Origin of the sequence: Haloferax sp. KTX1 (genome assembly GCF_902410085.1) — an archaeon.
Taxonomy (GTDB): Archaea; Halobacteriota; Halobacteria; order Halobacteriales; family Haloferacaceae; genus Haloferax; species Haloferax massiliensis.
Window position 1 is genome coordinate 716641 of record NZ_CABPRH010000001.1, and the last position, 13590, is coordinate 730230.

Annotated in this window: 15 protein-coding genes; 8 read left to right on the plus strand and 7 right to left on the minus strand. The window is 69.6% G+C overall.

Features of this window, described 5'->3' with window-relative positions:
- Positions 1–51 precede the first annotated feature (51 nt).
- Both FY251_RS03720 and trxA read left to right on the plus strand, forming a co-directional pair.
- The gene (locus FY251_RS03720; protein ID WP_148413503.1) at positions 52–711 is read left to right on the plus strand and encodes a 2,5-diamino-6-(ribosylamino)-4(3H)-pyrimidinone 5'-phosphate reductase; all 660 of its coding nucleotides are present in this window, start codon (positions 52–54) and stop codon (positions 709–711) included.
- A 111-nt stretch (positions 712–822) separates the two neighbouring features.
- Positions 823–1158, plus strand: a complete 336-nt coding sequence (gene trxA / locus FY251_RS03725; RefSeq protein WP_148413504.1) for a thioredoxin — start codon at positions 823–825, stop codon at positions 1156–1158.
- A gap of 126 nt (positions 1159–1284) precedes the next feature.
- Here trxA and FY251_RS03730 read toward each other — a convergent pair whose 3' ends face one another.
- A complete protein-coding gene (locus FY251_RS03730) occupies positions 1285–1599 on the minus strand; it encodes a NifU family protein (protein WP_148413505.1) in 315 nt (104 codons plus the stop codon).
- Between the two features lie 125 nt (positions 1600–1724).
- Between FY251_RS03730 and FY251_RS03735 the strand changes: the two genes are divergently transcribed.
- Positions 1725–2441 carry a ribosome assembly factor SBDS gene (locus FY251_RS03735; protein WP_004968119.1) on the plus strand — a complete coding sequence of 239 codons (717 nt, stop codon included), beginning with the start codon at positions 1725–1727 and terminating at the stop codon, positions 2439–2441.
- Between the two features lie 39 nt (positions 2442–2480).
- On the opposite strand, the gene FY251_RS03740 is transcribed toward FY251_RS03735, so the two are convergent.
- A complete protein-coding gene (locus FY251_RS03740; protein WP_148413506.1) occupies positions 2481–2810 on the minus strand; it encodes an FUN14 domain-containing protein in 330 nt (109 codons plus the stop codon).
- A 240-nt stretch (positions 2811–3050) separates the two neighbouring features.
- Between FY251_RS03740 and hflX the strand changes: the two genes are divergently transcribed.
- Positions 3051–4352 (plus strand): GTPase HflX, encoded by a 1302-nt coding sequence (gene hflX / locus FY251_RS03745; protein ID WP_148413507.1) that lies wholly within the window; start codon positions 3051–3053, stop codon positions 4350–4352.
- Between the two features lie 50 nt (positions 4353–4402).
- Here hflX and moaC read toward each other — a convergent pair whose 3' ends face one another.
- Both moaC and FY251_RS03755 read right to left on the minus strand, forming a co-directional pair.
- Positions 4403–4930 carry a cyclic pyranopterin monophosphate synthase MoaC gene (gene moaC, locus FY251_RS03750; RefSeq protein WP_148413508.1) on the minus strand — a complete coding sequence of 176 codons (528 nt, stop codon included), beginning with the start codon at positions 4928–4930 and terminating at the stop codon, positions 4403–4405.
- Positions 4927–6363 (minus strand): NAD(P)H-hydrate dehydratase, encoded by a 1437-nt coding sequence (locus FY251_RS03755; RefSeq protein WP_305037571.1) that lies wholly within the window; start codon positions 6361–6363, stop codon positions 4927–4929. Before FY251_RS03755 ends, moaC begins: the two co-directional genes overlap by 4 nt.
- Before the next feature lie 89 nt (positions 6364–6452).
- Here FY251_RS03755 and FY251_RS03760 point away from each other — a divergent pair, with 89 nt between their 5' ends.
- From FY251_RS03760 to FY251_RS03770, 3 genes are all read left to right on the plus strand, one after another.
- Positions 6453–7637, plus strand: a complete 1185-nt coding sequence (locus FY251_RS03760) for an MFS transporter (protein ID WP_148413509.1) — start codon at positions 6453–6455, stop codon at positions 7635–7637.
- Between the two features lie 42 nt (positions 7638–7679).
- Entirely contained in the window at positions 7680–8066 is a 387-nt protein-coding gene (locus tag FY251_RS03765) for a winged helix-turn-helix domain-containing protein (RefSeq protein WP_089778102.1), read from the plus strand.
- Positions 8067–8144: 78 nt separating this feature from the next.
- On the plus strand, positions 8145–10499 hold the full coding sequence (locus FY251_RS03770; protein ID WP_148413510.1) for an ATP-dependent DNA helicase: 2355 nt from the start codon (positions 8145–8147) through the stop codon (positions 10497–10499).
- 45 nt (positions 10500–10544) lie between these two features.
- Here FY251_RS03770 and FY251_RS03775 read toward each other — a convergent pair whose 3' ends face one another.
- The gene (locus FY251_RS03775) at positions 10545–10733 is read right to left on the minus strand and encodes a hypothetical protein (RefSeq protein WP_089779878.1); all 189 of its coding nucleotides are present in this window, start codon (positions 10731–10733) and stop codon (positions 10545–10547) included.
- A gap of 237 nt (positions 10734–10970) precedes the next feature.
- Between FY251_RS03775 and FY251_RS03780 the strand changes: the two genes are divergently transcribed.
- A complete protein-coding gene (locus tag FY251_RS03780) occupies positions 10971–11192 on the plus strand; it encodes a hypothetical protein (protein ID WP_089778097.1) in 222 nt (73 codons plus the stop codon).
- A gap of 83 nt (positions 11193–11275) precedes the next feature.
- Here the strand turns inward: FY251_RS03780 and FY251_RS03785 are convergent, their stop codons facing one another.
- Together FY251_RS03785 and FY251_RS03790 are read right to left on the minus strand one after the other, a co-directional pair.
- Entirely contained in the window at positions 11276–13018 is a 1743-nt protein-coding gene (locus FY251_RS03785) for a DNA mismatch repair protein (RefSeq protein ID WP_148413511.1), read from the minus strand.
- Between the two features lie 82 nt (positions 13019–13100).
- The gene (locus FY251_RS03790) at positions 13101–13403 is read right to left on the minus strand and encodes a UPF0058 family protein (protein WP_148413601.1); all 303 of its coding nucleotides are present in this window, start codon (positions 13401–13403) and stop codon (positions 13101–13103) included.
- Positions 13404–13590 lie beyond the last annotated feature (187 nt).

Below are 13590 nucleotides of genomic sequence, written 5' to 3' on the forward strand. Positions count from 1 at the left end.
CCGGCGACGACCCACCGAAAGGCGTTTTCGCCGCGGCGACGACCCGCGAGTATGCACGTCCACGTCAACGCCGCCGCGAGTCTCGACGGCAAGCTCTCCTCGCGTCGCCGCGAGCAGGTGCGGATAAGCGGCGACGACGACTTCGCCCGCGTGGACGAGATTCGCGCGGCCGCCGACGCCGTCGCCGTCGGCGTCGGGACCGTCCTCGCCGACGACCCGCACCTCACGCTCGACGACCCCGACCTCGTCACCGCCCGCGAGGACCGGGGCGACCCGCCGCACCCCGCGCGGGTCGTCGCCGACTCGCGCGCCCGAACCCCGACCGACGCCCGGGTTCTGGACGACGCGGCGACGACCTACGTGCTCGTCTCAGAGGCCGCCCCCGCCGACCGCCGCGAGGCGCTCGACTCGGCCGGCGCGGAACTCGTCGTCGCGGGCGAAACGCGGGTGGCGCTCCCCGACGCCCTCGGCGCGCTCGAATCGCGCGGCGTCGACCGACTCATGGTCGAGGGCGGCGGCGAACTCATCTTCTCGCTGTTCGAGGCCGACCTCGTCGACGAACTCACGCTCTACGTCGGCTCGATGGTCATCGGCGGCCGCGACGCGCCGACGCTCGCCGACGGGGAGGGCTTCGTCGCCGACTTCCCCCGACCGTCGCTCCGCGACGTAGAGCGCGTCGACGACGGGGTGCTCCTGACGTACGACTGCTGAGCCTCGTTCCTCGAATCCGGCCGATTTCGCCGCGAACGCGGAGTTTCGCGGTCGTGCGCCGTCACGCAAACAGGCGCAATGGGTAAGAGTGTCGCGCCGATACGTGGAGATATGAGCACTCCGAAGACAACCGATGCGCCCGTCCACATCGAGAGTTCGGACGAACTCGACGAACTCATCGCCGACAGCGGGGTCGTCCTCGTGGACTACCACGCCGACTGGTGCGGCCCGTGTAAGATGCTCGAACCCACCGTGAAGGAAATCGCCGAGGAGACCGACGCCGTCGTCGCCAAGGTCGACATCGACGAACTCCAAGAGCTGGCCCGCGAGCAGGGGATTCGAAGCGTCCCGACCCTGCAGTTCTACGCCGGCGGCGAGCAGGTCAAAGAGGTCATCGGCGTCCAGAGCAAAGACGACCTCGTCGACATCATCGACGCCGCCGCGTAAGCCGGCGTCCGCTTCGCTTGGTTCGATTCTCTGTTTATCTATCACGGCGAGCGACGGCGCGGCGCGCGCTTCGGGCGGCGTCGCTCGCGGGGACGGTTCGGTCGAAAATCGGAGTCGGAAGCCGGTTCAGAAGGGCGCGTCGGACACGTCGGGTTCGAACCCCGCGCCCGAGTCGTCGTCGTAGAAGCCGCCGGTCGAGGCGTGGACCGCGTCTATCTCCTCGAACTCGGCGACCATGCGCGACTTCAGCGCCTGAATCGTCATCGGCGAGATGCCGCAGCCGGAACACGCGCCGGTGAGGGAAATCCACACCTCGCCGGTCTCGTCGTCGATGGCCTCGATACCCGCGTCGCCGCCGTGCATCTCGATTTGGGGGAAGTTCCGCCGCATGAACAGGTCGAGCCGTTCTTCGAGGGACTTCTCCGACGTCTGCGAACTCATACCGAGACGTGGGGTGCGGGCGAGCATAACGATTGCTCCGAACGAGGTCGCGGCGAATTTCGCGAGACGCTGTCGGGGGAGTCGGTCGGCGAGGGCTTTTTACCACGGAGAGAGTATCGGAACCTATGATTTCACTCGACGAGGCAGTCACGGCCCGCCTGGAATCTCACGGCGCGCGGTTCGAGGTGCTCATCGACCCCGACGCGGCGCTCTCGATAAAGCGCGGCGAGTTCGACGGCGACCTCGAAGAGGTCATCGCCGCCGAAGACGTGTTCGAGGACGCCTCCCGCGGCGACCGCCCCGCCGAGAACGACCTCGAAGAGGTCTTCGGGACGACCGACCCGCTGGAGATAATCCCCCAGGTCGTCAAGAAAGGGGAGATTCAGATCACGGCCGAACAGCGCCGCGAGATGCAAGAACAGAAGCGCAAGTCGCTCATCAACCGCATCGCGCGAAACGCGGTGAACCCGCAGATGAACGACTCGCCGCACCCGCCGGAGCGAATCGAGCGCGCGCTCGAAGAGGCCGGCTTCAAAATCGACCCGATGGAACCGGTCGAGTCGCAGGTCGACGACGCGCTCGACGCACTCCGACCCGTGTTGCCCATCAAGTTCGCCGAGGTCACCGTCGCCGTCCAACTCCCTGCCGAGTACGCCGGCAGCGGACAGGCGCAGATTCGGAGCTACGGCGACCTCGAACGCGAGGAGTGGCAGAACGACGGCTCGTGGGTCGGCGTCATCACGTTCCCCGCGGGGATGCAAAACGACTTCTACGACAAGGTGAACAACATCACGAGCGGCACGGCCGAGACGCGCATCGTCAAGGACGAAGACGAGCTCTGAGACGGGTCGGCACGGCCGAGACGCGAACGCGAGCGCGAACTATCCCTTCTTGAAGCCGACGAGGAAGCCGCCGGAGAAGCCGGCGGAGACAGACAGCGTCGAGAGAATCGTCGAAATCCAGTCCGGCGGCGCGCCGCTCGCGGCGTCCTGCGTGGCGCTCACGAGGCCGCCGGTGAGGCGCTCCCAGTCGACGGTGATGATGTCCCGCGATTCGAGGAACTTGAACACGGCGAGTTCGAGGCCCACGATGACGGCGATGAGCTTCGCGATTTTCTTCGCCGCGAAGCCGATGATGCCGCCGATGACGGCCCCGCTCCCGAACTCGATGCCGAGCTGTTGGGGGTCGACGCTCAGTTGTAAAGGGTCCATACGGCGAACATCCCGCCTATCGGTATAAGTGATTTGTGGGGAGACTGTCGTCGCCGCCGAACTGTCAGGTCGCGGCCGGGCAACCTACAAGAGTCCCGGCGTCCAAACGCGGCCATGGAACGGGAGGTGACGGGACGCCATCTCGACGCGTGACCCCAGCCGAGCGGGGCTTAAGTGCCTCCGGCGGCTAGTACCCACTGACACAGTGCAGGCAACGTACCCCACAATCGAGGTGCGGCGATGAGTCGCGTCGTCGTCGCGAAGCGCGTCGACCGCGGAGACGCCGACCTCACGGAGATTTCCGACCTCGCTCGCGCGGCGGGCTACGAGGTGGTCGGCCAACTCACCCAGACCCGCGAGGAGGACGCCGCGTTCCACTTCGGCGAGGGGAAGGTCGGCGAGTTAGCGTCGCTCGTCGCCCGCGAGGACGCCGCCGCCGTCGTCTTCGACAACCGGCTGGGCCCCTACCAGACGTACAACATCGCCCAGAAGCTCCCCGACGACGCGGAGGTCATCGACCGCTTCACGCTCATCCTCGACATCTTCGGTCAGCGGGCGAACACCCGCAAGGCGCAGTTGCAGGTCGAACTCGCCGAACTCCGCTACGAACTCCCGCGCGCCGAGGCGAAGGCGTCGCTGGCGAAGCGCGACGAGCGCCCCGGCTTCATGGGCCTCGGCGAGTACGACGAGAGCCGCGAGCAGGACATCAAGGCCCAGATTTCGCGCATCAAGAACGAACTGGACGCCATCGCGGACAAAGAGGAGACCCGGCGCGAACAGCGCCGCGAGTCCGGCTTCGATCTCGTGGCGCTCGCGGGCTACACGAACGCCGGGAAGTCGACGCTGATGCAGCGGCTCGCCGCCGACCTCGAAGTCGGCCAGAACGACGACCTCCACCCGGACCTCGACCCGACCGCGGAGACCCAGGACAAGCTGTTTACGACCCTCGGGACGACCACGCGCCGCGCCGAGACGGGCAAGCGAGACGTGCTTCTCACCGACACCGTCGGCTTCGTCTCGGACCTCCCCCACTGGCTCGTTGAGTCGTTCAAGTCCACGCTCGATTCGGTCTACCGGGCCGACCTCGTGTTGCTCGTCGTGGACGCCTCCGAGCCCGTCGAGGAGATGCGCGAGAAGCTCGTCACGAGCCACGACACGCTCTACGAGCGCAACGAAGCGCCCATCGTGACCGTGTTCAACAAGGTGGACAAGGTCGAACCGACGGAACTCGACGAAAAGCGCGCGGCGCTGTCGGCGCTCGCGCCCAACCCCGTCGCCGTCTCGGGGCTGACCGGCGAGAACGTCGAGGAACTGGCCGCCCGCGTCGAGGACGAACTCCCCGCGTGGGAGCGCGAGCGACTCCTGTTGCCGATGGCCGACGACACGATGAGTCTCGTCTCGTGGCTCTACGACCACGCCCACGTCGAGGCCGAGGAGTACGAGGGCGAACAGGTCCACGTCGAGTTCGAGGCGCGCCCCGCAATCGTCGAGAAGGCGCGGGCGAAGGCCGCCGACCTCTCCGTGCCGGCCGACTCGGCCTGAGGTGCCGTTCTCCGCCGTTCGACCGGCGGACACCGACCCGCCGCCGCGACTCAGTCGAGCGTCGTTTTCTCCTTCGTGACGACCTCCACGTCCGAGATGCGCGTCCCCGGATACTGGCCGTCGTCGTCCTTCTCCGCGGCTTTCACCATGTCCCAGACGACGTTGAGCCCGGTCGTCACGCCCTCTAACGCCTCCATCTCACAGCCCGTCTTGCCGGTCGTCCCGACCGTCACGGACAGCGTGACCGACTCGTCGGCCACCTCGAACTCGGTGTCGACGTTCGTGATGGGAATCTGGTGGCACATCGGAATCGTCTCCCACGTGTGCTTGACGGCCTGAATCGCGCCGATTCGGGCGGTCGCCAGCACGTCGCCCTTCCCGATTTCGTCGTCGCGGATGGCCCGCACCGTCAAGGCGCTGAGGTGGATTGTCCCGCGGGCGACCGCCCGGCGGCGGCTGTCGGGCTTTCCGCCCACGTCGACCATCTGGACGTTGCCCTCCTCGTCGACGTGGGTCAGGTCGCTGTCGTCGCCGTCGGCCGATTCGTTCGACCCCGCACCGGCGCGGTCGTCGATCATTCGTCGTCACCTCGGAGGCCCGCGGGCAGTCGTTCCAAGAGGTCCGTGGCGACGAGGCCGCCGCCGAACTCGTCGGCGGCGAGGTCGCCCGCGCGGCCGTTCGCGTAGGCCGCGACGGCGGCCGCGTCGAGCGGGGGCAGGACGGCCGCGAGCGCGCCGGTCGCGCCCGCGAGCACGTCGCCGGTGCCGCCGACGGTCATGCCGGGGTTCCCGGTTCGGTTGACGCGGACCGCGTCGCCGTCGGAGACGACGTCGTACGCGCCCTTCACGAGGAGCGTGTGCCCGAGGTCGGCGGCGAACTTGCGGACGAGGTCGCGCCGGGTCTCCCAGTCGGCGTCGGTCTCGCCGCCCATCTTCCGTAACTCGCCCTGATGGGGCGTGCAAATCAGGGTCGCCTCGGTGTCGACTTCGGGGACGACCTGCAGGGCGTCGGCGTCGACGACGGCGGTCCCGTCGTAGGCGGCGAGGAACTCCCGAACCGCGTCGAGCGACTCGTCGGCGTCGCCGAGGCCGGGGCCGAAGACCACCGCGTCGCGGTCGGCGGCGAAGTCGAGCAGGTCGGGGACGTGTTCGGGAGTGAGTCGGTCCCCCGAGAAGCCGCGGACGATGAGGTTCTCGGAGTAGCCCTGCACCTCGCGGGCGACGGCATCGGGGCAGGCGACGCGGGCGAGGTCAGCACCGGCTCTGAGAGCCGACTGCGCGGCGAGCGCGGGCGCGCCGGTGTACGGGCCGCCGCCGACGACGAGCACGTCGCCGTGGTCGCCCTTGTGGCTCTGCGCGTCGCGGTCGAGCGCGAGGAGGTCGCCGGGGCCGGTGAACAACTCGGCCGCCTCGGGGATGCCGATGTCGGCGACGACGACCTCGGAGTCGAGGTCGCCGAGACCGGGCTTGTCGTCGTGGAAGGTGACGACGCGGTCGGCGTCGACCGCGAGGCCCGCCGACTCGCCCGTGTCGGCGTCGATTCCGGAGGGCACGTCAACCGCGAGGACGGTCGCCGAGGACTCGTTGACGGCGCGGGCGGCCGTCGCCTCGGGTTCGCGGAGCGCGCCGGTGACGCCGGTGCCGAGCATCGCGTCCACGACGAGGTCCGGGTCGCCGAGGTCGAAGGCGGCCGAGTCGGTGACGGTTCGCACGTCGGCCTCGGCCGCGACGAGGGCGTCCCAGTTCTCGCGGGCGATGTCGGTCGAAATCGTCTCGGGGCGGCCGAGCAGGTGGACGGTCACGTCGGACGCCTTCAGGAACCGGGCGGCGACGAGGGCGTCGCCGCCGTTGTTGCCGCGGCCGGCGACGACCGCGACCGACGCGCCGGGGTCCGCGAGGTCGCGGCAGGCCCGCGCGACGGCGTTCCCGCTCGACTCCATGAGCTGTTTCCGCGGCACGCCGAGCGCCTCGGCGTTCAGGTCGACCGCGGCCATGCGTCGACTCGTAATCATACGCCACCGTTCGCCCGGCGGCGCGTTAACACATGTGGTCGCGGGTCGGATTCGCAACGTTTGACACGGGGGCGATTGAATCCGAGGTAGTGACTCGCCGCCTCTTCGGAACTCTCTGCGGACTCGTCTTCCTCGTCAACTTCGGCCGCGTCGCGTTCCCGCCGCTCGTCGAGACGCTCCAGACGCAGTTCTCGGTCGGCCCGGCGACCATCGGCGTCGTGACGAGTCTCGTCTGGCTCGGCACCGCCATCCCGCGCATCCCCGTCGGCTACCTCCTCACGCGCGTCTCGCGGTCGAAGGTCGTCCTCGGGTCGGGCACGCTGCTCGTCGTCGCCGCGGCGTTCACCGCGAGCGCGACGTCGGTGCTGACGCTCCAAATCGGCGCGTTCGGCCTCGGGCTCGCCTCGGGCGCGTACTTCGTCTCCGCGACCCCGCTCGTCGGCGAACTGTTCCCCGAGCGCGTCGGCCGCATGGTCGGCATCCACGGCGCGGCCAGTCAGGTCGCCGCCGTCGTCGCCGCGCCCGTCGTCGTCTTCATCCTCGCGTCGTACTCCTGGCGCGAGACGTTCTGGGTGCTGGCGGCCGCCGGCGCGCTCGTGACGCTCCTCCTCTACGCCGTCTCCCGAGACGGAAGCGCCGGGGCCGGCACGGGCGCGGACCGCGACTTCTCCGCCGCGCTCGGTCACTGGAAGCTCATCCTCACGGGCATCCTCCTCATCGCGCCCGCGGGGTTCGTCTGGCAGGGCCTGTTCAACTTCCTCGTGTCGTACATGACGCAGGCGAAGGCGTTCGACCCCGCCGCGGCGAGCACGATGCTCACCATCGTCTTCGCGGCCGGCGTCCCCGCGTTCTCGCTTTCGGGCCGCCTCGCCGACAACCTCCCGCACGTCCCGTACATCTTCGGCCTGCTCGTCGCCTTCATCGGCGCGCTCGTCGCCCTGACGTACGCGCAGGGCTTCGTCGCCGTCGCCGTCGTCGTCGCGGTGCTCGGCTACGTCGTCCACAGCCTGTTTCCCGCGCTCGACACGTTCATGCTCTCGTCGCTGCCGAGCGACGCCCGCGGGAGCGCCTACGCCGTCTTCAGCGGCGCGGCGCTCCTCTTGGAGGCCAACGGGAGCGGCGCGGTCGGCTTCCTGACCGAGGCGAACTACGCCTTCGAGGCCGTCTTCCGGACGCTCGCCGGCGGCCTCGCGGTGTTCGTCGCCGCGCTCGCCGTCCTCTACGCGGTGAACCGACTCCCCGGCGTCGACCGCACCGAGCCGTCGAGCGCCTGACCTCCCGAAACGGTTTACTTCCCGCACCGAAATGTCGAGTGTATGTCAGGGTTGCTCCCGTCCGACGGGACCGTCGATTCGAGCGGTGAGGCGGACCCTCGGGTTCACTGGCTCGACGACGACGAGACGGCGCAACTCCTCGGCTGCCTCTCCTGTGACACCGCCCGCGACCTGCTGTCGTGTCTGCAGGACTCGCCGGCGACGGCGACCGAACTCTCGAAGCGGGTCGAGACCTCCGTCCAGAACGCCCGCCACCACCTCGGAAACCTCATCGAGGCCGACCTCGTCCGCGTCGCCGACACCCGCTACTCCGAGAAGGGCCGCGAGATGAAGGTGTACGCCGCCGCCGCGCCGTTCGTCGTCTGCGTCGGCGGCGACGGCGGGGACCGAGAGGCCTTCGCCGAGGCGATCGCCTCCTTCCTCGAATAGCGTCGGCGCGGTCCGCGTGCCGGCAGGCTCTCTCGCGAACGTTCAAGTGCGAGTCCGCGGCCACTCACCGACACCCCTATGGCCGTCGCAACTGGACCACAGAGCGTGACCTGGCAGGAGGTGTTCGGCCACCCGGAGGCGTACCCGGAGCAGGCCGACGGAATCGAGACCGCGATACAGACCACCCGCGACGACGGCTTCGCCGTCGTGGAGGGCGCGTGCGGGACCGGCAAGACGATGCTCGCGCTCACCGCCGGCATCGACCTCGTCCGCGACCCCGACTCCGACTACGAGCGCGTCTTCGTCCTCACGAGCGTCAAGCAACAGCTCCGGCAGTTCGAGGCCGACCTCCGAACCATCAACGAGAACCTCCCGAGCGACTGGAAGCCCGTCTCGGGGCTCACGCTCGTCGGCAAGTCCGACGTGTGTCCCTACAGCCGCGAGGGCTGCGGCGGCATCGACGACGCGACCGTCTACGACCGCTGTGAGGCCCTCCGTGACCGGACCCGCGGACTCGTCGGCGACGGCGGGCGGACCAGCGCCGAGGCGCTCGCCAAAGACGCCCGCGAGCAACAGACCGGCCTCCTCGACACCGGCTCGACGACCGCGGGGCCCTCGTACCTCGAAACCGCCGGCGACCCGACGCCGTACCCGAAGTCGATGCCCGAGTACGAGGACGTGGAGTACTGCCCCTTTTACGCGAACTTCCTCGCGGACCTCCCCGAGGACGGCGACCCGATAGAGGCCGTCCCCTTCGAGTTCGACGAGAAGGGGCTCATCGGGACCGAGGACCTCGTCTCGCTGGCCGCGGGCGCGGGGTCGTGTCCCCATTCCGTGATGGGCGCGCTGTTGCCCCACGTCGAGGTCGTCATCGGCAACTACTACCACGCGTTCGACCCGACGACCGTCGGCACGTTCACCGGCGCGCTCGTCGACGACTCGACGTTCGTCATCTGCGACGAGGCGCACATGCTCGAACCCCGCGTCCGCGACCTCGTCTCCGTCGGCGTCGGCGACCGGACGCTCCGCGACGCCGAAAGCGAGTTCACGCGCGTCATCCAGCCCGTGAAGTTCGACGACGCCGGCAAGTCCACCGTCGACGCCGACCTCGTCCGCGGGGAGCTACAGGAGGCCGACGTGACGCTCCGCGAACTGGAGGAGACCCGGGACTTCATCCGCGACCTCCGGGAGGAACTCGACCGGCGCGTGACCGCCCATCTCGACCGCGAGTACGTCGGCTGGCGCGCCGACCTCACCGAACTCGACGACGAGGAGCTCCCGCTGCGCGACCCCGAGGAGCCCGGCGTCGACGAACTCACCGAGTGGGCCGAGGAGAGCGGCCACGACGAGGGGACGTGGGTCCGCGCCGAGGCGACCGGCTCGGCGGTCGCCCGCATCCTCGACTCGGTGGAGGACGACGACAAGCGCCGGGCCGCGCCCGCGGCGGGGCGGGCGCTTTCGACGTGGGCGTACGCGGACCACGAGAAGCACTTCCGCGAAATCGAGCTCGAACGGACGTGGGACGAGATGGAGCCGCCCGAGTCGTGGCGGCGGGCCTACAACGCCCGGCTGTCGGTCCACAACTGCGTCCCCGGCGAGGCCATCGCCGAGCGCCTCGGCGACTTCGGCGGCGGCGTCCTCATGAGCGCGACGCTCGAACCCATCGACGTGTTCCGGCGCGTGACCGGCCTCGACGCCCTCGCCGACGACGGCCGCCCGGTGGCCGAGCGGACGTTCGGCCTCGGCTTCCCCGAGTCGAACCGCGCGAGCTTCGCCGTCGACGTGCCGAAGTTCACCCACGGAAACCGCGGGCCGCCGGGCGAGGAAAACGAGACGCGGCTCGCGTACACCGACGCCGCCGTCGAGGTGTGCGAGCGGTCGCCGGGGAACGTCCTCGTCGGGATGCCGAACTACGCCGAGGCGGAGTGGATGGCGGGCGCGCTCGAAGCCCGCGTCGACAAGCCCGTCCTCCTCGACGAGTCGTCCGACGACGGTGCCACGGAGCGGCTCAAGCGCGATTTCTTCGGCGGCGAGGGGAAGGTGCTCGTGACGAGCCTCCGCGGCACGCTCACCGAGGGCGTCGACTACAGCGGCGACAAGCTCTCTGCGGCCGTCGTCTGCGGCGTCCCGCTCATCAACACGTCGTCGCCGCGGACCCGCGCGGTGAAGACCGCCTACGACCGCGAGTTCGGGAACGGCTTCGAGACGGCCCTGACCGTCCCCGCGGTCAGAAAGGCCCGACAGGCCATCGGGCGCGTCATCCGCGGGACCGACGAGGTCGGCGTCCGCGTCTTCGTCGACGCCCGGTACGCCCGCGACTCGTGGAACGGCGTCCGCGACTACCTGCCGGAACAGGAGCGCGAGGAGTTCAGACCCGTCAGTCCGGACATGCTCGGCTTCGGTCTCGACCGGTTCTGGTCGTCGGTCGAGTAGTCGCGGGGTCGGGCCGAGTCCTGCGAGTCGACCGTCAGAAAGCGGCTATCGCTCGTCGTCCCACGCGTCCCGGCAGTCGTCGTCGCAGAAGTGCCGCGCCTGCACGGTGTCGTCTTCGACCCACGTGACGACGCGGTGCGTCGGGTTGTTGGCAATCGGCTCCCCGCACGTCGCGCAGGTCGGGGCGTCTTCCGGGTCTACGTTTGCTTCCAAATCGGACGTGGGATCGACCATCGACAGCCAGATGGCAGTCCCGGGCACTTCAACCCGTCTCCGCCGGCAGAAGTCGCCCGACAGCCCGACCGACGCCGCGAAACTGAGGAATCCACACCTCCGCGTCGGTGTTCGCGGCTATGTATCACTCCGTACTCCCACTTGGTGCAACGTTTTGTAACCCACGGATATTGTCAATGACTACCACACTTAGTGAAGGTTATGTAATCACGGTCGCGTTTGTCTACGTGACGGCGAATGTCCGAACTGCCCGCATCTCAGAACTCGGTTGCAGGGACCGCTGACCGCGCCGGCGCGGATACCACCGGGGATTGCCTCCTCCATAGCGTCGTCGTCACCTATCGAGGGAGCCCGGACCAAGTGACCGTCTACCCCCGGCGCGACAGTTGCCGCGACCAGATGGAGGCGTGGTTGACCGCCGACGCCGACGCGTTCGTCTCGCTCGACGAGATGTGCTGAGTCGACGCCGGCACGGTCGACGACGCGGTCGGTGCGCCGCCGACGAGAGTTTCCGCCGCCGCTAGCCCCCTCTGACGCCGCGTTCAGCCGACGAACTCGGCGTCGGACAGCGTTTTCTGTACCGCTTCTTCGCCCACCGCCGCCGCCAGCGCCTCGAATCCCTGCCGCTCGGCGCGGTCGCGGGCGTTCGCCACCAGCCGCGAGACGATGAACTCCGGGGTGGACTTGCCGACCGTCCCGAACCGCGGCTGGTAGTCCACGCGCAGTTCCAGCTCGTCGGTCAGCCCCTCGGCGAAGATGCCGTCGATGCGGGCCTCCGGCGGGAGCGGGCTCAGCTCGTCCGCGAGGTGCGTGACGTAGACGCCGAAGGCGTCGCGCTCGACGGTGAGGTTCACGAGGCCGTTGAGCAGGTCGGCCGCGCGACCCGGTTCGGTGATGGCCTCGAACTCGTCGACGAGCATCAGCGTCCGCCCGCCGCCCGAAAGCGGCGGAACGATGGACTTGAGCGTCGATTCGAGCACGCCCGCGTTGAAGCTCGCGTGCCGGCGGTGGAACACGACCGAGTCGAACCGACCGACGACCGCCGACTCGGCGGGGACGGGAAGCCCCATCGACGCGAGGATGGCGACCTGCGAGAGCGTCTCCAGAAGCGTCGTCTTCCCGCCGCTGTTGGCCCCCGTGAGCACCGACACGCGGTCGCCGACCGGCGGCGTCGGCCCGGCGGGACACGCGAGTTCGTGGTCGCCGACGGCGTAGGAGACGGGCTGTGGGTCGTCGAGAAAGAGGTTCCGCGCGCCGCAGACCGCCAACCCGGTCTCGGCGATGTCCGGCGGCGTCAGGTCGTACTCGTCCGCGAACCGCGCGAGCGACAGCGACAGCGCCACCTCGTCGACGGCCTCGACCGCGAGGTCGACGTCGTCGCGGGCGGCCCAGATGCGGTCCCGAAGCTCCTCGGCGACGGTCTCCTCGCGGGCGGCGACGTCGGCTTCGAGGTCCTCGACGAGCGCCCGGAGCGACGCGCTCACGAAGTCGGTCGCGTCGCGGGCGTCCTCGGCGGCGACCGACTCGACCTCGCCGCGCGAGAGGTCGGTCTCCTGTGCGACGTACTGGACGAACGCGGCGCGGAAGTCGTCCAGCGAGCGGACGCCCCGCGACTGGATGGTTTCGAGCACGTCGAACGAGCCGGACTGGAGTTCGTTCGCGGTGTCGAGCCGGCTCCGCAGGCCGTCGAGGCGGTCGTCGGCACCCGCGGCGACCGAGCCGTCCGTATCGACGTAGCCGAGCGCCCCGAGCGCGTCGCGGAGGGCGTCGGGGTCGGCCTCCGCCAGCGCGTCGAACGGTTCGCCGCGGAGCCCGGCCTCCCGGAGTTCGAGCGCGGCGCGGACGGCGGCGCGCTCGGTCTCGCCGGCCTCGTCGTAGTCGCGGAACGCCTCCTCGACGGCGTCGCGGGCGTCGCCGTCGAGGTCGGCCCACACCTCCCGCGCCGCGAGGATGCGGTCGAGGCGGTCGCGTCGGGCCCCGACGGTCGGAAGCGGCGTCAACACGCGGATGCGGTCGGCGGCGTGTTCGGTCAGCGCGCGGTCGCTGGCGAGCGACAGCAGGTCGTCGTACACGTCGCGGGCGTCCCGGGTCGCCAGCGCGTCGATGCCGCCCTGCCCGTCGGCCCGGCGGAGGATGCGAACCGCCCGCCCGCGGGTGACGCCGGCGTCGACGAGCGCCCGCACGTCGGCCGACTCGATGGCTGCGACCGCCCCCTCCCTGCCGAGCGCCGATTCGAGTCGGTCCGAGGTCTTCGGGCCGACGCCCCAGTAGTCTTCGAGTCGCATACCGGGGGCGTCTCACCGGGCGCTCTTAGGTCCATCCGTCGGACGGTGCCGCCGCTGTTCGAGGGTGGCCCGCGAAGAAAATTCAGTACGAGGGTGCGCGTTGGTCGGTGTCCGTGCCAGCCGTCTCGTCGGACCGGAGCAGGCGTCGGCCGGGTACCCCCTCCGCGTCGCGGTCGAGGTCGCGGGCCGCACAGACCGCGAGCGCGGTCGTGAGCGTCCGGACGGCGCGCTCGTGGTCGGCGCGGCAGTCTCGGAGGGCCATCGGGCCGATTCCCAGTCGGTTGTACGGTTCGAGGTCGGCGCTCGTGAGCACCCCGCGGTCGCGGTAGTCTGTGGCGATCTCCACGAGCAGCGAGTGGACGTGGATGAGCTCGTTTTTCTTCATGAGTTGCACGTATGTGCTCATCGGGGGTAAATGGCGCGGTGAAGCGTGTCTTTGGTCTTGTATCTGCATCGGGGAGAAATGAATGTACGAACCGGGAACACGAACGAAACACCCGTCGCTCGTCGGGCGATTTCGCGGAAAGGGAGTTGGGGTTTGGGCAGGGACACGTCCCCAGGGCGGAGAGAGA